The organism is Rhizobium sp. S96 (assembly GCF_030382195.1).
Classification (GTDB): Bacteria; Pseudomonadota; Alphaproteobacteria; order Rhizobiales; family Rhizobiaceae; genus Rhizobium.
In genome coordinates this window covers 264,149-284,183 of sequence record NZ_JAUDRY010000026.1, presented here as the reverse complement: position 1 = coordinate 284,183, position 20,035 = coordinate 264,149, and the positions used below count along the sequence as shown (strand labels likewise).

The 20,035-nt window shown below is 61.0% G+C and carries 20 protein-coding genes and 1 pseudogene; 11 read left to right on the top strand and 10 right to left on the bottom strand.

Features of this window, described 5'->3' with window-relative positions; translation table 11 throughout:
• Positions 1 to 3: 3 nt before the first annotated feature.
• The 3 genes from QTL94_RS21630 to QTL94_RS21620 all read right to left on the bottom strand — a co-directional run bounded on the left by QTL94_RS21630 (position 4) and on the right by QTL94_RS21620 (position 2,425).
• On the bottom strand, positions 4 to 393 hold the full coding sequence (locus tag QTL94_RS21630) for a nuclear transport factor 2 family protein (RefSeq protein ID WP_065691974.1): 390 nt from the start codon (positions 391 to 393) through the stop codon (positions 4 to 6).
• A gap of 64 nt (positions 394 to 457) precedes the next feature.
• Positions 458 to 1,945 (bottom strand): 4-hydroxyphenylacetate 3-hydroxylase N-terminal domain-containing protein, encoded by a 1,488-nt coding sequence (locus QTL94_RS21625; protein ID WP_244499499.1) that lies wholly within the window; start codon positions 1,943 to 1,945, stop codon positions 458 to 460.
• A gap of 69 nt (positions 1,946 to 2,014) precedes the next feature.
• Entirely contained in the window at positions 2,015 to 2,425 is a 411-nt protein-coding gene (locus tag QTL94_RS21620; protein ID WP_065691975.1) for a carboxymuconolactone decarboxylase family protein, read from the bottom strand.
• A 183-nt stretch (positions 2,426 to 2,608) separates the two neighbouring features.
• Here QTL94_RS21620 and QTL94_RS21615 point away from each other — a divergent pair, with 183 nt between their 5' ends.
• The 6 genes from QTL94_RS21615 to QTL94_RS21590 all read left to right on the top strand — a co-directional run bounded on the left by QTL94_RS21615 (position 2,609) and on the right by QTL94_RS21590 (position 8,551).
• The gene (locus tag QTL94_RS21615; protein ID WP_065691976.1) at positions 2,609 to 3,457 is read left to right on the top strand and encodes an N-acyl homoserine lactonase family protein; all 849 of its coding nucleotides are present in this window, start codon (positions 2,609 to 2,611) and stop codon (positions 3,455 to 3,457) included.
• The gene (locus QTL94_RS21610; RefSeq protein WP_083199393.1) at positions 3,454 to 4,236 is read left to right on the top strand and encodes an SDR family NAD(P)-dependent oxidoreductase; all 783 of its coding nucleotides are present in this window, start codon (positions 3,454 to 3,456) and stop codon (positions 4,234 to 4,236) included. Before QTL94_RS21615 ends, QTL94_RS21610 begins: the two co-directional genes overlap by 4 nt.
• Positions 4,237 to 4,268: 32 nt before the next feature.
• On the top strand, positions 4,269 to 5,165 hold the full coding sequence (locus tag QTL94_RS21605) for an NAD(P)-dependent oxidoreductase (protein ID WP_065691977.1): 897 nt from the start codon (positions 4,269 to 4,271) through the stop codon (positions 5,163 to 5,165).
• 1 nt (position 5,166) lies between these two features.
• A complete protein-coding gene (locus QTL94_RS21600) occupies positions 5,167 to 6,519 on the top strand; it encodes an MmgE/PrpD family protein (protein ID WP_065691978.1) in 1,353 nt (450 codons plus the stop codon).
• A gap of 19 nt (positions 6,520 to 6,538) precedes the next feature.
• Complete coding sequence (gene ppaT, locus QTL94_RS21595) at positions 6,539 to 7,723, top strand: pyridoxamine--pyruvate transaminase (protein WP_065691979.1); 1,185 nt, start codon at positions 6,539 to 6,541, stop codon at positions 7,721 to 7,723.
• A 123-nt stretch (positions 7,724 to 7,846) separates the two neighbouring features.
• Positions 7,847 to 8,551, top strand: coding sequence for a GntR family transcriptional regulator (locus QTL94_RS21590; RefSeq protein WP_065691980.1), 705 nt, complete (start codon positions 7,847 to 7,849; stop codon positions 8,549 to 8,551).
• Positions 8,552 to 8,566: 15 nt separating this feature from the next.
• Here the strand turns inward: QTL94_RS21590 and QTL94_RS21585 are convergent, their stop codons facing one another.
• Both QTL94_RS21585 and QTL94_RS21580 read right to left on the bottom strand, forming a co-directional pair.
• Positions 8,567 to 9,334: an SDR family oxidoreductase gene (locus tag QTL94_RS21585; RefSeq protein WP_198928710.1), complete on the bottom strand. Its 768-nt coding sequence runs from the start codon at positions 9,332 to 9,334 to the stop codon at positions 8,567 to 8,569.
• A gap of 271 nt (positions 9,335 to 9,605) precedes the next feature.
• Entirely contained in the window at positions 9,606 to 10,010 is a 405-nt protein-coding gene (locus QTL94_RS21580) for a hypothetical protein (protein ID WP_065691982.1), read from the bottom strand.
• Between the two features lie 169 nt (positions 10,011 to 10,179).
• Between QTL94_RS21580 and QTL94_RS21575 the strand changes: the two genes are divergently transcribed.
• From QTL94_RS21575 to QTL94_RS21555, 5 genes and pseudogenes are all read left to right on the top strand, one after another.
• Complete coding sequence (locus QTL94_RS21575) at positions 10,180 to 11,145, top strand: putative B6 ABC transporter substrate-binding protein (protein ID WP_244499500.1); 966 nt, start codon at positions 10,180 to 10,182, stop codon at positions 11,143 to 11,145.
• Between the two features lie 74 nt (positions 11,146 to 11,219).
• A complete protein-coding gene (locus tag QTL94_RS21570) occupies positions 11,220 to 12,791 on the top strand; it encodes a putative B6 ABC transporter ATP-binding protein (RefSeq protein WP_065691984.1) in 1,572 nt (523 codons plus the stop codon).
• Positions 12,788 to 13,879 carry a putative B6 ABC transporter permease subunit 2 gene (locus tag QTL94_RS21565; protein ID WP_065691985.1) on the top strand — a complete coding sequence of 364 codons (1,092 nt, stop codon included), beginning with the start codon at positions 12,788 to 12,790 and terminating at the stop codon, positions 13,877 to 13,879. Before QTL94_RS21570 ends, QTL94_RS21565 begins: the two co-directional genes overlap by 4 nt.
• A gap of 16 nt (positions 13,880 to 13,895) precedes the next feature.
• Positions 13,896 to 14,828, top strand: a complete 933-nt coding sequence (locus QTL94_RS21560) for a putative B6 ABC transporter permease subunit 1 (protein WP_065691986.1) — start codon at positions 13,896 to 13,898, stop codon at positions 14,826 to 14,828.
• Positions 14,829 to 14,995: 167 nt separating this feature from the next.
• Positions 14,996 to 15,082, top strand: a pseudogene (locus QTL94_RS21555) (short-chain dehydrogenase); the annotation flags it as partial.
• Positions 15,083 to 15,191: 109 nt separating this feature from the next.
• On the opposite strand, the gene QTL94_RS21550 reads toward QTL94_RS21555, so the two are convergent.
• From QTL94_RS21550 to QTL94_RS21530, 5 genes are all read right to left on the bottom strand, one after another.
• A complete protein-coding gene (locus QTL94_RS21550; protein WP_065691987.1) occupies positions 15,192 to 16,082 on the bottom strand; it encodes a LysR family transcriptional regulator in 891 nt (296 codons plus the stop codon).
• 88 nt (positions 16,083 to 16,170) lie between these two features.
• Positions 16,171 to 16,485, bottom strand: coding sequence for a hypothetical protein (locus QTL94_RS21545; protein ID WP_065691988.1), 315 nt, complete (start codon positions 16,483 to 16,485; stop codon positions 16,171 to 16,173).
• Between the two features lie 17 nt (positions 16,486 to 16,502).
• On the bottom strand, positions 16,503 to 16,967 hold the full coding sequence (locus QTL94_RS21540; RefSeq protein WP_289803085.1) for a nuclear transport factor 2 family protein: 465 nt from the start codon (positions 16,965 to 16,967) through the stop codon (positions 16,503 to 16,505).
• 66 nt (positions 16,968 to 17,033) lie between these two features.
• Positions 17,034 to 19,097: a 2Fe-2S iron-sulfur cluster-binding protein gene (locus QTL94_RS21535; protein WP_083199397.1), complete on the bottom strand. Its 2,064-nt coding sequence runs from the start codon at positions 19,095 to 19,097 to the stop codon at positions 17,034 to 17,036.
• 53 nt (positions 19,098 to 19,150) lie between these two features.
• Positions 19,151 to 19,765 carry a glutathione S-transferase family protein gene (locus tag QTL94_RS21530; protein ID WP_065691991.1) on the bottom strand — a complete coding sequence of 205 codons (615 nt, stop codon included), beginning with the start codon at positions 19,763 to 19,765 and terminating at the stop codon, positions 19,151 to 19,153.
• Positions 19,766 to 20,035 lie beyond the last annotated feature (270 nt).

Below are 20,035 nucleotides of genomic sequence, written 5' to 3'. Positions count from 1 at the left end.
GTCTTAACTCATCTGCCCTTTGAAAACATCGAGGTCCCACATGTCCTTGGTCCCGATCAAGAGCCCTGCGTGGAGTTCGAAAAGATGCAGGCCGTCAAGAGCAATCCCGCGTGGGGTCGCGCCTTCTCCACGCGGTGTGAACGTTCCGGTCATGTGATAGGGGACGGCAATGGTGTTGCCCGCCCTTATATAACCTCTTCGGTCCCAGGAGACATCAGGCAGCATGCGCCAAAACCCGACCAGGCCTTCCGCCAGGGCGGTGCGCCCTTCGCGGCGTTTGCCCATGGCGACTTCCTCATGCCAGCCCTCGGGATGGTAGAGGGCGACGGCCTGTTCCGCGTCGCGCGACGCGTAGGCAAGATAAAATCGGTCGATGAGCGCGGCATGATCCATCGCAGTCTCCAGCATGTCCGAAAAGTAAACCCCGCCCGACTTTGGGTCGGACGGGGCAGCCAGCTTATTCGATCCCGGCGATCTTCTTCACTTGCGCGACATAACCATCACGCTTGACTTCGTTGTAGAGTCTTGCGCGAAGGGCAGGCGCTGGGGTGGCGTTGACGTTTTCGAACAAGGCCACGCGACCCGCGAGCGAACCCGACGTCATGTCCCAGATGAAGTTCATCAACTGCTCCTTGACCATGGCCGAAACGCCATGTCCGGGAAGGAGTTCGTGCAGGAAGTGGCCGACGTCAGGGTTGTCGAAAGCCTTCTTGCCGAAACGCATGACCAGGCCCTGGCCGCACAATTCCTGCAGGATGTGGATGATCTTCGGGTAGTTCTCGATCGAGTAGAGGCGACCGGCCGTCAGCATCCCGACATCGGGGCGCATGACGTCGCCTTCCGTCGGAACGGCAAGCGCTTCGGCAGCGGTGACGAAGGCGCGCAGCGTCTGGGCGTATTCGACGAGCTGGCCGAGCATCATCTGCACGGCCGGGATTCGGCCGGTGCCCAGATAATCGAGCACCATCTGGCCGGCGCCGACGAAGAGTTCGGCCTTCACCGCGAGGCGGGTGAGAACGTGCCAGTGCGCGAAGACGCAGACCGGACCGTAGTAGCTCATCGCAGTCGGGTCGCCGAGGTTGAACAGCCGCTCCTTTGGAACGAAGACGTTGTCGAAGACGATGAACTGGTCGGCTTCCTCACCGAGGCTGGACACCGGATGGTCGAACTTGCTCGACTGAGGCTGCGAAACCATTTCGCGGGAGATCATCTTGATGCCGGGGGTGTCGATCGGAACCGAGCCCCAGATGCAGGCGTCCGCCGGCGTTTCCTGAATGCCGCCGAGATTGGTGAAGAAGATGTCGTTGGCCTGCGCAGCGATCGAGCCGACTGTCTTCGCGCCGTAGATATAGACACCGTCCTTGGTGACCTTGCGCGCCTTGAGCAGCGAGGCTTCGGATGCTTTCGGGGAGGACCGGTCGGCTTGCGGGCCGGCGAGGCTTTCCGAGGCAGTCAGGTTGTTGTTCTGACCGAACTCCATGTAGCGCTCGATATTCTCGGCAAAATCCGGATCAATGCCTTCGATCAGCGACTTCTTCTTCTTGAAGGTCGGCAGATAGGCATAGAGGCCGACAACGATCGAAGGTGCGAGATCCGGCGGACGACCGAAGGTGCCGGCAGTCTTGAGCGAGGTGTATTCGATCATCTTGCGCCGCGCGGCGAGGTCTTCCTTGGTGCGCGGGATCTGCCAGGAACGGCTGAGGACGGCGCCGACCTTTTCGTCGTAGTAGGTGGTCGCGTCGGCATGCTCCTCGGTGAACTGATCGTCGAACATCGACGCCAGCAGATCGATGCCGCTCGCGAGTGCCGGCTCATCGTAGACCGACTTTAGCTTCTCGCCGCCGACCCATATCTGGCGGTTGTCCTTGAGGGACTCCTTGTATTCTTCCCCGGTCTTCAGCTTGTGCGGCTTACCGTTGATGGTCTCGGGCTTTCCCTTTGTCACTCAGGCCTCCTATTGCAATTGGAATCGCCGGTGTTCCCCTTTTTGTGGAGCGCTTCCGGTTGATGAGAGTTAAGCGTTAGCGGCTTTTTCTTCGCGGACCTGCCGGATCACTTCGGAGGCAACACGCATGGAATCAAGCGCGGCGGGTACGCCGCAATAGATGGCTGCCTGGAGGATGACCTCGACGATCTCCTCTTCCGTCACGCCGTTGTTAAGCGCTCCGCGGACATGGAGCTTGACCTCGTGCGGACGGTTCAGCGCGGTCAGCATGGCGAGGTTGAGAAAGCTGCGGGTCTTGCGTTCAAGTCCCGGACGTGTCCAGATTTCACCCCAGCACCATTCGGTAACAAGCTTCTGCAGGGGCGCGGTAAGGTCATCGGCGTTCGCCAGCGACGGTGCGACATATGCATCGCCGAGCACTTCGCGCCTAACCTTCAACCCTTTCTGGAATTGTTCAGTATCGAATTCGGGACGAGTCATGCATCTCTCCGTTGAGGGGCAGTCCGGCCAGTTGTCTTTCGAGTTCCCCGTGTGGCCGTTCTGATTGTCTCAAGGTTAGACATGCCGGACTTGACCTGTCAATAGATTGTATGACAAGATTACGGTCATACTGAAATGGAGCCGCGGTGCCTGCCAGGGCGTCACGCGGTGGGAGTGGGAATAATGGCAGATTCAGCAGCAGCGCCCGAGACTGAAATTGCGCCTTTCGAGCTTTATGCGCTGCGCTATGCCACCCACGGAGGACGCAAGGCCAAGGACAATTTTCTCTATGCGGATCCGCATGAGTCGGGAGCCGATCTCGACTATTTCATCTGGCTTGCCCGCCGGGGAGAAGAGGTCTTTGTCATCGATACAGGCTTCGGGCAGGAGGCTGCCGATGCGCGAGGCCGTACGCTTTTGCGGCGCCCGGTCGATGCGCTGGCCCTTCTCGGCGTCGATGCCTCCGCTGTTGCGCAGGTGGTCCTGACGCATCTTCACTATGACCATGCGGGGACGCTGTCGGACTTCCCGAAGGCTCGGTTCCACCTGCAGGTCGACGAAGCTGGGCATGCCACCGGCCCCTGCATGTGCGATGCCAAGGCGCGCGCGCCTTTCGATGTCGAAAATATCGTTGCCTACATCAGGAGCCTCTACGACGGACGAATCGAATTCCATCGGGGAGATGTCGAGCTTGCTTCCGGCCTATGGCTGCATGCCGTGCCGGGTCACAGTGCCGGCCTGCAGGCGGTTCGCGTCTTTACGGAGCGTGGCTGGGTAGTGCTCGCCTCCGATGCAACCCATTTTTATGCCAATATGGAACGGCGCAACCCCTTTCCGGTCCTCTATGACGAAGCGGCCCTCATTCGTGGCTATTCCAGGCTACTGGAGCTTGCTCCGAGCCCGAACCATATCGTGCCGGGGCATGACCCTGCGGTGATGCGCGCTTATCCCGCATCCTCGACGGCGCTGGAGGGCATCGTTGTGCGGCTGGATGCGGAGCCGCTTCCTTCCTGGGAGGTATTGGCGCGATGAGCGATGTGTCTGGACGTGGCGTCTTGATCACCGGCTCCGCCCTTGGCCTGGGTTTGGAATTGGCGCGAGCCTTCGCGAAGTCCGGCGATCGCGTCTTCCTTACGGACATCCGCCCCGAGATTGCTGATGCGGCGGCGGCCCTATCTGCCGAGATCGGACGGCCGGCCGGAGCGATTGAACTGGACCTTTCGGAGGAAGGCGCAGCCGATCGTCTCGTTGGCGCGGCAAAGCAGGACCTCGGAAAAATAGACATCCTCATCAACAACGCCGTAGTCCGTAAGATGTCGCCGGTACAGTCGCTCGCAGACGCTGACTGGGACAGGGCAATGGAAGTCAATCTTTCGGCGCCGTTTCGGTTGATCCGCGCCTGCCTGCCCGCCATGCAGGAGCAGGGCTGGGGTCGGATCGTCAACATGGCCTCGGTCTACAGCCTGATCGCGCTTGCCGGACGGGCCGATTACGTCACGACCAAGCACGCGATTGTCGGACTGACGCGCACGGTCGCGCTCGAACTCGCTGCCACCGGCATCACCTGCAACGCGATCTGCCCGGGATTGATGGCAACGGATTCGGCGCTGGACCGCATCGGCGCGCTGGCGGCTGAAAAGGCGATCAGCGTCGGGGAGGCGACAGCGCTTTTCCTCTCCAGCCGGCAGCCCGGCGGCAAATTCATCCCGATGGAGACAGTGACGGCGCTCGCGCTCTTCCTTTGCGGTTCTGCCAGCGAAGGCATCAATGGTGCGGCCATCCCCGTAGACAATGGCTGGTCCTTTGCCTGACGGCAGGACCGGCACGATAACAGGAGAGTGGAATGACTGAAGTGGGTTTTGTCGGCCTCGGCAATATGGGACGTCCGATGGCGGAGCGCATGATCGGCGCGGGCTACAAGCTCGTTGTCAACGATCGCGCCGAGGCTGCCGTCGCTGCCCTAACATCGGCGGGCGCGGATGCCGGCGGCAGCGTTGAGGAGCTGGCAGGGCGCGTCGAAACGGTGTTCCTGTCGCTGCCGACACCCGAAGTGGTGCTGGCCGTTGGGCGAGCCATCGCGGCCAATCCCGGTGTGGTGAAGCGTGTGGTCGATCTCTCGACGACGGGCCCCAAGGCGGAAATGGACCTCGCAGAGATACTCTCGGCGGCGGGCATCGCCTTGATCGATAGCCCGGTCTCCGGCGGTGTGGCCGGTGCGAAAAAGGGAACGCTGGCATTGATGGCCGCCGGTCCGTCCGCGCATTTCGCGGTGGCCGAGCCGATGCTGCTTACGCTCGGCAAGGTTATCCGCGTTGCCGAGGAGCCCGGCAAGGCGCAGGTAATGAAGCTGATCAACAACATATGCTCGGCAGCGGCTCTCGCGATCACCTCCGAGGCAATGGTCATGGGCGCGAAGGCTGGCCTCGATGCGGATGTGATGATTGAAGTGCTGAATGCCGGCTCGGGACGCACCTCGGCAAGCGTCGACAAGATTCCGCGTTTCGTGCTGCCGCGCGGTTTCGATTTCGGTTTCGCCATCAGCTTGTCGCTGAAGGATATCCGCCTTTGCCTGGAGGAGGCCGAGCGGCTGGGCGTGCCGATGATGGTCGGGAACGCAGTACGGATGCTCTTTTCGATTACAAAGGCGGATCTCGGTCCTGACGCGGACATGACGGCCATCATCCGCCCGCTTGAAAAATGGGCGGAGACTGAGGTACGCGGCAAGGCCGCCGGTGTCTGATATGGCCGATCTCAGCGCTGCTGTCGCCAGTTTCGTTCACTCTCCGCCGGATCTGCCGGATCCGGTGCGAGCAGCCGGTCGACGCTCGCTGCTGAACATGGTCGGAACGGCGATCGGCGGATCGAACGAGGCGGCGATCCAGAAGCTTGTGGCACTGCTGCCGGCCTTTTCGGGGCCCGCGACCGCGAGCCTTATCGGACGGCGGGAACGGACCGATATGCTGTGGGCTGCCTACATCAATGCGGCCTCCGCCAACATATTCGACTACGACGACACGCATATTCCAACGGTTATCCATCCATCCGCTCCGGTCGGACCTGCCGTGCTGGCATTGGCTGAGACGTTGGCCGGCGAGGGGCGCGCGGTGTCGGGCGAGGCATTGGTGGAAGCTTTCGTGCTCGGCGCCGAGATCACCTGCCGGCTGGGCAATGCACTGCACCCTGTCCACTATGCGCGCGGCTGGCATATTACGTCGACCTGCGGCACGTTCGGCGCAGCGATGGCCGCTGGGCGGCTGATGCGGCTTTCGCCGCCGCAACTCGTGGACGCGCTGGGTCATGCACTGGCTCAGGCTGCAGGTTCCGTGGAAACGCTCGGGACGATGTCGAAGAGCCTCTCCGTGGGGCAGGCCGCGCGCGCCGGGCTGATGGCGGCCAAGCTTGCGGCCGAAGGCTATACCGGGCCGGACCTGCCGCTCGAAGGCGTTCGCGGTTTCCTTGCGCTGCATTCCGACGCACCCGACTACACCGCGCTGACTGGAGAACTCGGCAGTCGCTGGGAAATATTGAAAAACACCTTCAAGCCCTATCCTTGTGGCGTGGTCCTTAACCCGGTGATCGAAGCCTGCCTGGCGGTTCATGCTGAAGGCGGTTTCGACGCGGACGATATCGTATCCGTCGAATTGGTCGGCCATCCGTTGTTGCGGCAGCGTACCGATCGGCCCGATGTTAAGACCGGTCGGCTCGCACAGGTGAGTGCGCAGCATGCTGTCGCCGTTAGCTTGCTGTGGGGCAGGGCCGATCTTCAGGCCTTTTCCGATAGCGCCGTTCTCGATCCAGCCCTGAGGACAATGGGGGCGAAAGTGACGTTCGCCGATGATCCATCCTACGTGGTGGAATCCGTTGAGGTTCGGTTGCGGCTGCGCGATGGGCGCCACATCGCACGCGAGATAGCGGGCGCCAGAGGCGGGCTCGACCAGCCCATGACCGATACTGAACTCGCAGCAAAGTTCCGGGCGCAGATTGGTTGGCGCGGTCTCGCGCTCGACGCGGATGCGCTGATCTCATCGCTTGAAGCGATCGAGACCGCGAGGGATGGAACGTCGTTTCTCGCCCTGACGAGAGACGACAACTGAGAACAAAAAGGGGAGCGATATGAACCAGACGAAAATTGCCGATCCAATCTTTACCTTGACCACGGGGCCGGTCGATGCCTATCCAGCGGTGCTGCGCGCCCTGTCCCGCCCGGTGCTCTACGACTACGATCCGGCGTTCCTTGCGTTCTACGAAGCCGTCAATGCCAAGGTACAGCGCGCCTTCCACACGAAAACCCCACCCGTGATCCTCCAGGGCGAGCCCGTGCTGGGGCTCGAAGCGGCTGCGGCTTCGCTGATCGCCAAGAAAGACGTGGTGCTTAACCTCGTTTCCGGCGTCTACGGCAAGGGGTTCGGCTTTTGGGCAGCGCGCTATGCGCGGGAGCTGGTCGAATTGGAAGTTCCCTATAACGATGTCCTGACGGCCGATGCGGTGGCCGACATGTTGAAAAAGCGTCCGGATATCGCCGTGGTCGCGCTCTGCCACCATGATACCCCGTCAGGCACCGTCAATCCCGTGGCCGAAATCGGTGCAGTGGTGAGAGCGGCGGGAAAGCTCTTCATCGTCGATTCCGTATCGGCCTTTGGCGGCATGGACGTGCTTCCGGAGACGGCTTGCGCCGATATTTTCGTAACCGGCCCCAATAAATGTCTCGGCTGCCCGCCCGGTTTGTCGCTTCTGCACGTCAGCGAGGCTGCCTGGGAGAAGATCGCCGCCAATCCCGATGCCCCGACAGCTTCGATGCTTTCGATCAGTGATTGGAAACGAGCTCACGAGGCTGGCCAACCGTTCCCGTTTACCCCCTCGGTTTCCGAAATCAACGCCCTCGACGCCGCCATGGATCTCTATCTGGAGGAAGGCGAGCAGGCAGTATGGGCGCGCCATGCGCTGACAGCCAAGGCATGCCGGGCAGGCGTGCAAGCAGCCGGCCTGAAGCTCTGGGCGGCACGGGAAGACATCGCCTCGCCAACCTGCACTGCCGTGGCAATCCCCGATGGGATCGACGAAGCAAAGCTGCGGGCGTCGATCCGTGATCGCTACGGCGTTGTCTTTTCTTCTGGCCGTGCCGAGACGCTGGGCAAGCTTACGCGCATCGGGCATATGGGCCCGACTGCACGTCCGACCTATTCACTCGTCTCGGTTGCAGCCATCGTTGGCGGGCTCAAGGCCGCCGGCGTCAAGGACCTTGATGTGGAGGCTGGAGTTGCGGCGGCAATGAAGGTCATAGACAGTGCAGAAAAGTGAAACATTGCACGAGAAACGGGCATCGGGAAAATCTGGTGCTTCCAAAAGAAGCAATTGCCGTATAGTAATACGGTAATACCGATCCTTCTCGCGGGCCAGAAGGACCAACCCAAGGCTATGTCTATGAATGGAAAAACACCGCCTTTCGACTTCAAAGTGGTCAAGGCTGCTGCGCCGGTACGTCACAGCGTTACGGAGAGCATTCGCAATTCCATTGCGCTTGGATATTTCGAGGCCGGCCAGCGCATTACGGAGCGCGATCTCTGTGAGATGACCGGCGTCAGCCGTACGGCCGTGCGCGAAGCGCTGCGCCAACTTGAAAGCGAGGGCCTCGTCGAGGTGGTGCCTCATCGCGGGCCGATCGTCGCTCGCCTGAGGCCGGACCAAGCCGAAGGCATCTACCAGGTGCGTGTCGAACTGGAAGGGCTCGCGTGTGAGCTTTTCGCCAAGAATGCTACCGATAGCGATATCGAAGCGCTGAAGGCTGCGTTCGAGGTGCTGAAACAGGGGGAGAAGATCACTGACCCCCTGGAGAGGCTGACCGCGAAGAATGCCTTCTACGACTGCTTGATTTTCGGCGCACACAACGAGGCGCTTGGCCACACGCTGTCTTCGCTGAACGCGCGCGTCATGGTGTTGCGGGCAACCTCTCTTGGTGCGCCGGGGAGAACGCGCGAAAGCCTTGAGGAACTGGACGTGGTTGTCGGTCATCTGGCCGCCCGGCGGGGCAAGGAAGCCCGCAAGGCAGCTGCTCATCACGTGATGAATGCGGGCAAGGTCGCCATAGCCATTCTTCGTGAGCGGCTGGCCGAGGAGGCCTCCGCCTGATCGGGCGGTAACCGGTCAGATCCCCGGGGTTGCGCCACCGTCGACGTTGATCACCGCGCCATGGACGTAGGTGGCAGCGGGGCTGCAGAGGAACCGGACCACATTAGCCACTTCCTCCGGCGTCCCGTAGCGCTGGATACCCTGCGCGATGCGAAGTTCCTCGCGCGCGGCGTCGAGCGAAATATTGCGTTCCGCGGCGAGAACGTCGATGCGACGGCTCAGTCGGTCCGTGAGGATGTGCCCTGGGCAAAGCGTGTTGACGCGCATGCCGCTGCTCTGCGCACGCTTGGCGATCGCCTTGGTGAAGTTGATCAGGGCGGAATTGACCGAACCACCGATGGTGAAATCCGGTTCGGGCGTGTGTGCGCCGACGCCCGATATGTTGACGATCACACCCTTGCGGTCTGACAGCGAGCTCCAGGCGGCACGGCAGAGACGGACGGTCGCGTGAAACTTCAATGCAAAACCGTCCAGAAAATCCTCGTCCGTCAGAGCCAGAAAATCACCGCGTTTCGTCGCGCCTGCATTGTTGATCAGCGCATCGATCTGCCCGGTTGCAGCCAACGTTTCGCCCACGATTTTCTCCGCCGCGCTGGCGCGCGACAGATCAGCAACGACGGTCACCACCCTCGGCGCCCCCGCGGCGCGAGCGGCATTTGCGGTTTCTTCAAGTGCTGCAGCGTCTCGCGCACAGAGGCCGAGCGCGAACCCGTCCTTTGCCAATCCGATGGCGAAAGCCTGGCCTAGCCCGCGGCTGGCGCCGGTTACAATTGCTGTGCGCATTCCCATTTCCTCTTACCCGTGCGGTATGCACTTTCACATAATACTTCATGGAATCAATACATTGCCCGACGAATCCTAAATTTCGTTCCGATCCACAGTTTCAATATTGTATTACGGTATGATCATGCTATCGTATTCTCACACTGTCAATCGAGATCGTAATTATGGGTTGCGGGGTCGTGTCGAATTTGTTGCTCTGGCATCCAGCCCTTCTTGAGTGGAAGGGCCGGAGATCGCATCGCGAACTGCGTGCGGGTCGCGTTCAAAGCGCCTACTGCGCGGTGCAGCCCGTCCGTTCGCCATCCCCCGTGCAGCGCAGATGGATCGGCGCGGGAGCCACGCCTGCTCGTCGCTCCAGTGGGATTTCGGCCCGCGTCTGCCAGTCATCGCCTTTGCGGCCGCACCAGACGCGCTGCACCGCCATTTTGTTGCCGACCGTATTCATCTGGAACACCGTGCCAGTGGCAACGTCGACGCCGAAGCTGAAGGAGAGATTCTCACCGGGGGCAACGTCGCCCAGATTTGCCGAATACCAGTGCGCAATCGACGCACTGCAGGCAAGGGTCGTCTTGCCGGTATTTTCAACCGCGAAGTCGATGGATTGCGCGGTCGCTGAGGCTGATGCGGCGTTCGCGCCGGCGAGAACCAATGAAACAAAAGCGAGGTGGAGTCTCATATAAAACCTATCGGCTTGATTTTCGTACAACCAAAAAACTGCACGAAGTCGAGTAACAGTCAATCACAAACCAAACAGTGGGAACAATAAAATGAAAATAAAAATGAAATCAATTCTTTGTAATACTGCAATTGCTGTTGTATTGAGCGGCGGTGTCGCAAACCATACTATGGCGCAAGACATAGACTCCATTGCAATACTTGCGCCTGAGATGGGAACGGATATGGGCTGGAACCAGCAGGGCGTCGCCGCCGCCAAGGCTGCAGCCGCTGCTGCCGGTATCAAGGCTGTCGTGGCCGAGAACCTCGGCTACGGCGATGTACGCCCGACCCTGCGCGAATTGGCAGAGGATGGAGCGGACCTTTTGATCGCTCATGCTTCCGGCTACAACACCGCGGCTCCTGAGATCGGCGCCGAAATGGGAATACCGGTTGCCATCGTCGATAGCCCGGACAAGCTCTCTGCCGGCAAAGTTGCCGACTATACGGCTGCAGGCGGCGACGGCGCCTATCTTGCCGGTCGCCTTGCCGCCAAAATGAGCCGCACCAAGGTTGTCGGCATCGTCGTCTCCGGTGAGCCTCCGTCGTGGAACAACATGTCGGTCGCTTTCGCGCAGGGCGTGAAGGCGGAAAACCCGGCCGTGGATGTGCGCTACGCGGTCATCGGACCGGCTGCCTACGCCGATGCTGCGGGCGGGAAACGCGTCACCGAAACGGTCATCGCTTCCGGCGCCGATATTATCTTCGGACAGGGAAACGGCTCGAGCTTCGGCATGCTGCAGGCAGTGGAGACCACGAAGGCGACCGATGGCGGAAAGGCCTACTTTATCGACGTCATCGGCGACAAGACCTCGATCGACAAGGGATTCCTGCTGTCGTCGGTCGTCTGGGACCTCACGCCTGTCTACACGGCGATGATCAAGGACCTGAAGGACGGAAAATACGGTAGCCACAACTACAATATCAAGCTCGACGATGGCAGCCTTCGTCTTCTGAAGACTGCCAATATCCCTGATCAGGTCTGGACCGAAATGCAGGCCATCCAGGCCGACGTTGCCTCCGGCAAGATCAAGGTCGAGCAGAAGTTCGATGCCGACAGCGTTCATGCGCTGGTAAAGTCGGTCGCCGCAAAGTGAGCCATCTGCTTTGAAACCTGTGTCGCCGCATTCGCACGGATGCGGCGAAAAGGAATTGCATAAAGGATGATGAAATGCAGGCGGCAAACGAGGCGGCAGCCTCTCAGTCAGATGCCTCCGGCAGACCGTTTCTCGGTTTGCGCGGCGTAACGAAACGCTTCCCCGGTGTTATCGCCAACAACAATGTCAGCATAGATATCCACCCAGGTGAGGTGCATGTCTTGCTGGGCGAAAACGGTGCAGGCAAATCCACTCTGGTCGGTATGCTTTCCGGCTTGCAGCAACCGGATGAGGGCAGCATCGAGATCGACGGTTTTCCGGTCGTGATCACGTCGCCCCGTCAGTCGCTGTCGCTTGGGATCGGCACGGTGTTTCAGCATTCCATGCTGGTTCCGAGCCTGACCGTGGTCGACAATTTCACGCTTGACGGCGTGTGGTGGCAGAGGCCGGATAGATCCGGCGTTGCCCAGCGTATTCATGAGACCGCGAACCGCGTCGGCCTGAGAGTCGATCCCTTCGCTCTCGTCTCCAGCCTTTCGCTCGGCGAGCGGCAGCAGGTCGAGATCCTGCGCGCACTGACGCGCGGTAGCCGATGCCTGATCCTTGACGAGGCGACAGCGATGTTGACCCCGCATGAGGCCGTCGCGCTTGGCGAACTGATGCGCCGGCTCGCTGGCGAGGGCCTTGCAGTCATTTTCATCACCCACAAGCTGAACGAGGCGCTGGCCTACGGTGATAGAATCTCCGTCCTGAGGCTCGGTCGCAATGCTGGCGCGATCGGCCCCGAAGAACTGCGCGCGCGTTCCGATGAAGACAACACGGCGCAAATCATTGCCTTGATGTTCGGCCAGTCGGCCGTCGGCAACGGCGAGAACCAGCCGAGGATGACGCGCGATCTCGGATCTGTCGTTCTCGATGTCGCCAACCTGAATTGCACGTCCGGTAGGGTAGCGTTGCGCGACATTTCGCTGACGTTGCGCGCTGGCGAAATCCTCGGCATCGCGGGGATCGACGGCAACGGGCAGAAAGAGCTCGCCGAAGCGCTGGCGGGGCAGGCCGTGGCTTCGGGCAGCGTCCGATTGAACGGTGCCGAGATCGGAGCCCTCACCGTCGGTGCACGTCGTGCGGCAGGACTCCGCTACGTTACCGACGACCGGCTCGGCGAAGGAACCGTGGGAAGCTTCGCCGTTGCGACCAATTTCCTCCTCAAGGACATCGGCGCGGCTCCTTTCTGGCGCAAGGGCTTGGAGCAGCCGCAGGCCATTCGTTCGCAAGCTGCCGAACACATCCGCAATTTCGATATCCGGACCCCGGACAGCCTGACGCCGGTCGGGACACTGTCGGGCGGCAACATCCAGAAGGTCCTGCTTGCGCGTGAGCTTACAGGATCTGCCGAAGCCGTGATCTTCGCCAAGCCCACCTACGGACTTGATGTCAAAAATATTCGCGCCACGCGCCAACGCATTCGCGACGCGGCGGATGCGGGCAAGGCCGTGCTGTTGATTTCGACGGATCTCGACGAGCTTCTCGAACTCGCCGACCGTATCGTCGTGATCGACAGGGGCAGACTGCTCGGAGCGATCCAGAATAATGCAGGCGCGCGCGATGCGATCGGCCGCCTGATGAGTACCGGAGAAGAACAATGAGCGATCCGCAAGCCAACGCCGTCAGCGTGGCGAGTTCCAGCAGGCGAGCTGCTTTCCCGGCGTGGGGCAGGGTGCTCGCTACCAGCGTCGCACCGCTGGTCGCAGCTCTTGTTCTGGGTGGCGTTATCCTCCTGGTCATGGGCGTTAATCCGCTGAGCTACTACGTTTACGTTGTCGACCGGGCGATCCTGTCGCCCTCCGGGCTTTCTGCTACCTTAACCCGCATGGGGCCGTTTCTTCTGATTGCGGCGAGCCTGATTGTCGCATTCCGCGCAGGCATCTGGAATCTCGGAGGCGACGGGCAGTTTCTGCTGGCTGCGGTCATGGTCGCAGCAACAACGCCGCTCATGCATGCGGCAGGCATGCCCATCTGGCTGAACCTGCTGATCGGCATGATCATCGGACTTGTGATCGGTGGTCTATGGGGCATCCTGCCGGCCGCGCTCAAAGCCTGGCATGGTATCAACGAAATCATCACGACGCTGATGATGAGCTTTCTTGGCGTGTCGCTTGCCAATGTTCTGGTCAAGCTCGCGTTTCTCGATCCGGCGACGACAACGCCGCAGACGCGCACCCTCCCGGTGGATGCACGTCTGCCGAAGCTGTTCGACACGACGATTTCCTCGGGTTTGATCGTCGGACTGGTGGTGATCGTTGCCGTGCATCTGATGATGACCCGCACCTCGTTTGGCATGAAACTGCGGCTCGTCGGCGCAAACCCGCGTGCGGCCATCCATGCCGGGCTTTCGGTGCCCAGGTTGACGATCGCGGTGTTCGCGATCTCTGCCGGTCTGGCGGGGTTGTCGGGAGCCGTGGATATTCTGGGCACCCAGGGTAACGTACGCGCCGACTGGAATCCTGCCTATAGCCTCACCGTCGTTCCACTGGTCTTCCTTGCGCGCCTCAACGGCTTTGGCGCGATTGCCTACGTGTTCCTCTTTTCCGCGCTTACCATCGGCAGCGAGAGCGCGGCGCGCCGGCTCGGGGTGCCGAGCTTCTTTTCACTGGTCATCGTGGCTTTGCTGCTGATCACGCTCGCCCTCGCCGAATATCTGGACAAGCGCCGGCAATACCGGACCAAGCTCTGAAAAGAAGGATAGAACCGTGTCGCTTTTCACAGAAAGTTTCATCATTACCCTGTTCCTCGGAGCAATCTCGGCCGGAACGCCTCTCCTCCTTGCCGGTCTTGGGGAGCAGCTCTCCGAAAAGGCCGGGGTGCTTAATATCGGCCTTGAGGGCATGCTGCTCGCAGGCGCCTATGCCGGCTTTCTTGCCGCTTGGTCGAGCGGCAGCATGGCCCTTGGTTTTGTCGGGGGCGCCGCGGCGGGTGCCTTCGTCGCGGTGTTCATGGTGCTGTTTTGCGTGCGCCTGGGTCTCAATCAGATCGTTATCGGCATTGCGCTAACCCTTGCAGTGCAGGGGCTGACCGCCCTTTTCCATTTTGTACAGTTTTCCAGCAGCTATCCCCGCCTTGACGGGATTTCGAAATGGCCAATCTGGCCGCTGTCCGAAATCCCGATCGTCGGGTCAATTTTCTTCAACCACAATCCGGTTGTCTATCTCGCGGCCATTCTTGTCGCGGTGTTCGCCTGGCTCTATCGCATGACCCATTTCGGTTCGGTCCTGCAGGCGGCCGGCGACAAGCCGGCGGCGCTCGATGCCATGGGTGTGGATGTCATCCGGACCCGCAGCATTGCGGTCCTGATGACGGGCGTTCTGGCCGGCCTCGGCGGGGCTTTCATGTCTGTTGCCGTCGCAGGCGTCTTCATTCCGTTCATGAGCCACGGAAACGGCTTCATCGCCATCGTTCTCGCGATGTTGGCTCGGGGACGGCCGCTGTGGGTACTAGGAGGAGCGCTGCTCTTCGGCGCTAGCCTTTCGCTTGCCACTGCGTTGCAGGTCGCTGGTGTTAACGTCCCGACAGATATCATCGAGATGCTGCCTTTTGCGATGGTGATGCTTGTGCTGCTCGTCGCGGGCCGCAAGGCAAGTCTGCCGCAGGCCTTGGGCGAAAGCTTCGTTCGAGGTGCCCGCTGATGAGTATAGTGTGACGAGCAGGCATCACTATCTTGCGCGCCGTGGCCAAAGCGATTGCTTGGCCACGCGCGACGATCTCGATCCATGATCGGATATTTCACGGAAAGATTCATGCTTCGCTCTGGTCGACGCCGGCATCAACCGTCGCGGAAACCTGTTCTCGCTATCCCGGGGAAGTCGCCGCACTCGTGGCATTCTTTGCTTCTGAGGAGGCGGCGTTCGTATGTGGCTCACTGGTGGAAATCACTGGAGCAGGCGGTGGCGTAGCCGCCGGTGTCGGGTGCCATTTGCGGCCGTCGGCATGCGATACCGGCGCCCCCTCAACATATTGTTGATCGAGCCGCGTCCAATCTAGCTTCAAGGTCAATTGAGAAGGCGGTTCGCCCGCAGGCGGGATACCACCATATCGACGAATGCTCGCACCTTGGCCGGAGCGTGCCGCCCCTCGGGGTGAAGCACATGGATAGGCAGGGCATCGTCTTCGTATTCACCGAGCACGATCTGGAGGTCTCCTGCGATCAGTGCGGGACCGATCTGGTAGTTCAGCACTCTCGTCAGTCCCCAACCCTCTCTCGCGGCTGTGATGGCTGCCTCGTTCGTATTGCATTGGAGGACGGCGTCGATCGTGACGCGATGCTCGCCGGCGAACCGCCATTCCGGCGACGCCCACGCGCTCGTTGGCAGTGCCATGCGATGCGCCTTGAGATCGGCTGGAACGTTAGGAACACCATGGCGCTCGAAGTAGGCCGGCGATCCGCAGACGACGCGGCGCACTGTCCCGACCTTGATGGCCGCAAGCGTGGAGTCGGCAAGGTGGCCGATGCGGATGGCGACATCGATGCCTTCGTCGACGATGTTGACCGGCCTGTCGATGAACAGCGTTCGCGCTCGCATGGCTTGATAGGTATCAAGATATTCCGTCACGACGGGAAGCACATACATCTGGCCGAACATGACCGAGGCGGTCACGGACAGCATGCCCGTCGGTACTGCGTAGCAGCCACCCGCCGCAGCCTCCGACTCGGCAATATCGGCGAGGATGCGGCGACAATCCTCAAGGTATCTTAGGCCGGCTTCCGTCATCTTGACCGAGCGGGTCGTGCGCACGAAAAGCCTGGCTCCGATTACGTCCTCGAGCGCCGCGACGGCGCGTGTCACTGCCGGGGGGCTCATGTGCATCTGACGGGCTGTGTCTGCGAAACTCTCGGTCTCGGCAACCTTCACGAATATCCGCATCGCCTGCCAACGATCCATGCTTTTCCCCGTCAGTTATCTGGATGTCGCCATAGTAGAGGCCGGCACCCAGGAGCGGCAAGGGGCTCAATGACCGACACACCAAATGTCATTGCAAGGATCGCTGGATGCGGGCGGCGAGCTTTTCTATTTCCATGCAACTGCGCTCGCAAAGTCCGGTTCGCCGTGCACACCGCCGCCGTTCCTCGGAAGGCGCCAGCGCCAATGCGACGGCCGCCGATATCTTGACATCGAAACTCGACCCGCGCCGCGCCATATCGATCTCGGCGCCTGTCATGCCGATGGCATGCGCGTCCTTGTCCTGCCTTCGTGACAGCTGCAGATCGGCGCATGACGCAGAAAGAGCGAGTTCGATCGAAAGCAGCAGCCGCGCATCGAGCCTGGGCCCCACCGTCTTTGGCATGCCTTCAACTCCTCCGCCTAGAAACCGAAGTCGCTCAGGCCAGGATGATCATCCGGGCGGCGGCCGAGAGGCCACCTGAACTTGCGGTCGGCTTCGGCAATCGGATGTTCGTTGATGCTGGCATGACGCACGCGCATCAGGCCATCCTCGGCAAATTCCCAGTTCTCGTTGCCATAGGCGCGAAACCATTGGCCACTATCGTCATGATATTCGTAGGCGTAGCGAACGGCGATACGATTGTCCCGAAACGCCCAGAGTTCCTTGATCAGGCGATAGTCCAGTTCCTTGTTCCACTTCCGGGTCAGAAACGCCTCGGCCTCAGCACGGTTCGTGACGAACTCCGCACGGTTGCGCCACCGCGTGTCGGGCGTATAGGCGAGCGCTACCTTGGCAGGATCGCGACTGTTCCAGCCATCTTCCGCAAGGCGAACTTTTTCGATGGCGGTCTGTTCGGTGAAAGGGGGAAGCGGTGGGCGTGACATTTGGGAACTCCTTGATTGCTTGTGAAAGGGTTGATGGCAAAAGCTGAAGGACTCTCTGTGAGTTCTTCAGACCGCAAGCTGGATACCTTCGCCGTCCTGGTTAGCGGGAACTGAGCAGCATAGAAGGACCTCGCCGTCGCCGACCTTCGCGGTCGGTTCCTTGATATAGGTCACTTCACCCTTGATGAGTTTCGTGCTGCAGGTTCCGCAAGTGCCCTCGCGACAACTGAAGTCGGGTTGCAGCCCGCGCGCTTCCGCAAGCTCCAGCAGAGTGCCGGCGTCGGGCGTCCAGCGCGCTTCTTTCAGCGAGTTCGTGAACACGACAGGCACGGCCTTGGTGGAAGGCGGCATCCGTTGCGGCCGCACGGACGCCACCAGAGTGCTCTCTGTTCTCTTCAGGGATGAAGGGCCAAAAGCTTCTGCGTGGATACGATCATCGGCAACATTATAGCCGCGCAGCCCGTCGTAGAGCGCCTGGGTAAACTGCGGCGGGCCGCAGAGGTAGAAATCGTAGTCGTTGAACGGCAGAAGTCGCGTCAGCAGCGCCATGTCGATCCGACCGGCTGCGTCGTAGTCGGTTCCCTCTACTGCCCCATCCGTGTCGCTCAGCACGCGGACGAATTTGACTGCTCCCTTGGCAGTGCTCACGAGCTCGGTGATCTCGGCCTCGAACGGGCGGTCGGCTTTCGATCGGACAGCGTGGACGAGGGTGACCGGACGAAGCCGCTGCTTTCGAAGTCCTTCATAGACCGCATGGCGCAGCATCGCGAGCAGCGGGGTAATCCCGACGCCGCCCGCAAGCAGTACGGCAGGACGCGTGGAGCGGGCATCCAGGGTGAAGTCGCCGGCCGGCGCCCGAGCCTCGATGACGTCGCCGACCATGATGTTGTCGTGCAGGAACTGCGATACCAGCCCATCCCGTCTCACACTGATGCGATAGAGGCCATCTGAGGGAGCGACTGATAGGGTGTATGTGCGGATGAGCGGCCTGTCGCTCCCCGGAAGTATGACCCGGATCGGCAGGTGCTGGCCGGCGACATGCGGCAGCAATCCCGCCCCATCGCGCGGCTGCAGGTGAAACGATCGGATCGTTTCGCTCTCGTCGACGATCTTCGTGACCGTCAGGGGGCGCCATGTCGTGGCGAGTTCTGCCGCGCGCATCCGCTCCGCGGTCTGTGTCCAGTTGCCCGTCATCAGCGAGTTTGGCGACCAGCCGTCCGTCTGGAACTTCCAGCGGAGCGCCAGCGCTTCGGACCGAAGTACGATACGGCGAGGCCTGAATGTCCAGAGACGTTCGGCCCCTTGAAAGGCTGCAATTTCAGGCGAGTCGAGAACGACTTCGGCGTTGCCTGTCATCTGCAGCACGTCGCCGTTCGTGAAATCAACAAAGAGAAGACCGGCCTTGCCATTCAGCAGGATATTCCCGAGCGTGGAGAAGAACAGGTTGCCGTCGAAATCCGGGATCGTCAGCGTGCCATCTTCGCTCACACGGACGAAACCTGCATTGCCGCCGCGATGCGAAACATCGACCTGCCGCCTGTCTTCGCGATCGGCGTAGGACGCGACGAAAAAAGCGTCGCTACCCTCGATCATGGACCGCGCGCGAGCGTCGAGGACGGGAAGCTCTTCGATGACGCCCGGGAACGCCTGCCCAGGTTCGCGCGCAAACTCGAAATCCCGCAACTGGATGTAACGCGGGCAATTCCCAAAGCTCTGGTCGACATCGACGCGGATGCCGCGAGCGTCAGTGAATGCGACGCCATTCATCCGGTTGCGGCGGCGTGTGTGCATCTCGATACCGAGCAGACCGACCGGCCTGCCGTCCGTCATACCTTCGCTGGCAGGGTCGCTTGGATCTGTGCGCGCAGCAATGTCCAGCACCGTCGGCGAGGGCGAGGTCATGAACCCCGGATGCCCCTCGACGAAGGTTGCCCAGGCGTCGTTCCGCGAATCGACGCTGCCGAGGACGATGAAAGGAAGCTGGGCGAAGAAATCCCGGTGCTGGTCGGGCATGAAGTCGCGGATCACGCGCTGGCCGACAACGGCCATGCGCTCGGCAACGCCCAGCTTTTCCTGCAAGAAGGTTTCGCCCTCGTGCCATACCGGCAGTTTTTTCAGGTCTTCGCCCATTTCCATCTCCTTCAATTGCAGCAAGCGTGGGTGCAAAGGCGCCGGAGCGGAGGTCAGGCCGCCGCGAGGCCAACCGGCGTTTGAACGAAATCGACAAAGCCCGGCAGGGCTTCCACGCGACGCAGAAGGGCGTTCACAGCAGGATAGCCCGACAGGTCGACGTTCCCTTCGGGCGCACGCGCCACATAGCTGTAGATGGCGACATCCGCGATCGTCGGATGGTCGGCGACAAGCCAGTCACGACCGGCTAGCTGGCTTTCGATCCTGCCAAGCAACGTATGGGCGCGACCGATGACCTCTTCAGGATTAAACTTGGCGCCGAACACGGTAATCAGCCGCGCCGCGGCTGGGCCGTAAGCGAGTTCACCCGCCGCAACCGAGAGCCAGCGCTGAACGGCAGCGGCACCCGCTGGATCTTCCGGCAGCCAATCCGTCCGCCCGGCCTTCTTTGCCGCGTAGATCAGGATCGCGTTGGAATCCGAAACGAAGATGCCTTCGTCCTCAAGCACCGGCACCTGACCGAACGGGTTCATGGCAAGGAATTCCGGCGCCTTGTGCGCACCGGAAGCGAGGTCAATTTCGACCAGATCGTGCTCTACGCCGAGCAAGGAAAGGAAAAGCCGCGCCCGATGCGCGTGGCCCGACAGCGGATGGTGATAAAGCTTCATGGTGTGCTCCCTGCGAGTGCCGGTCGGGTCCATTCCCGATCCGCATGTGCAAGGTGCTTTAGTTATAGAGCGGTTTGAACGGCTGAATTTGGCAGTTCATCATTCCGCTGGGCGTAATAATCATTGAGCCTATTGGAGTGATCGGGTGGTTATTGGGGTCATCGAAGAGCAAGCTCTCGATATGGAGGGCGTTGATCCAGACTGAAAAATGCCGAAGGAATGCGAAGGCGCGGCAAAACGGTCAATGCCACGCAAATCGATGATCTCGAG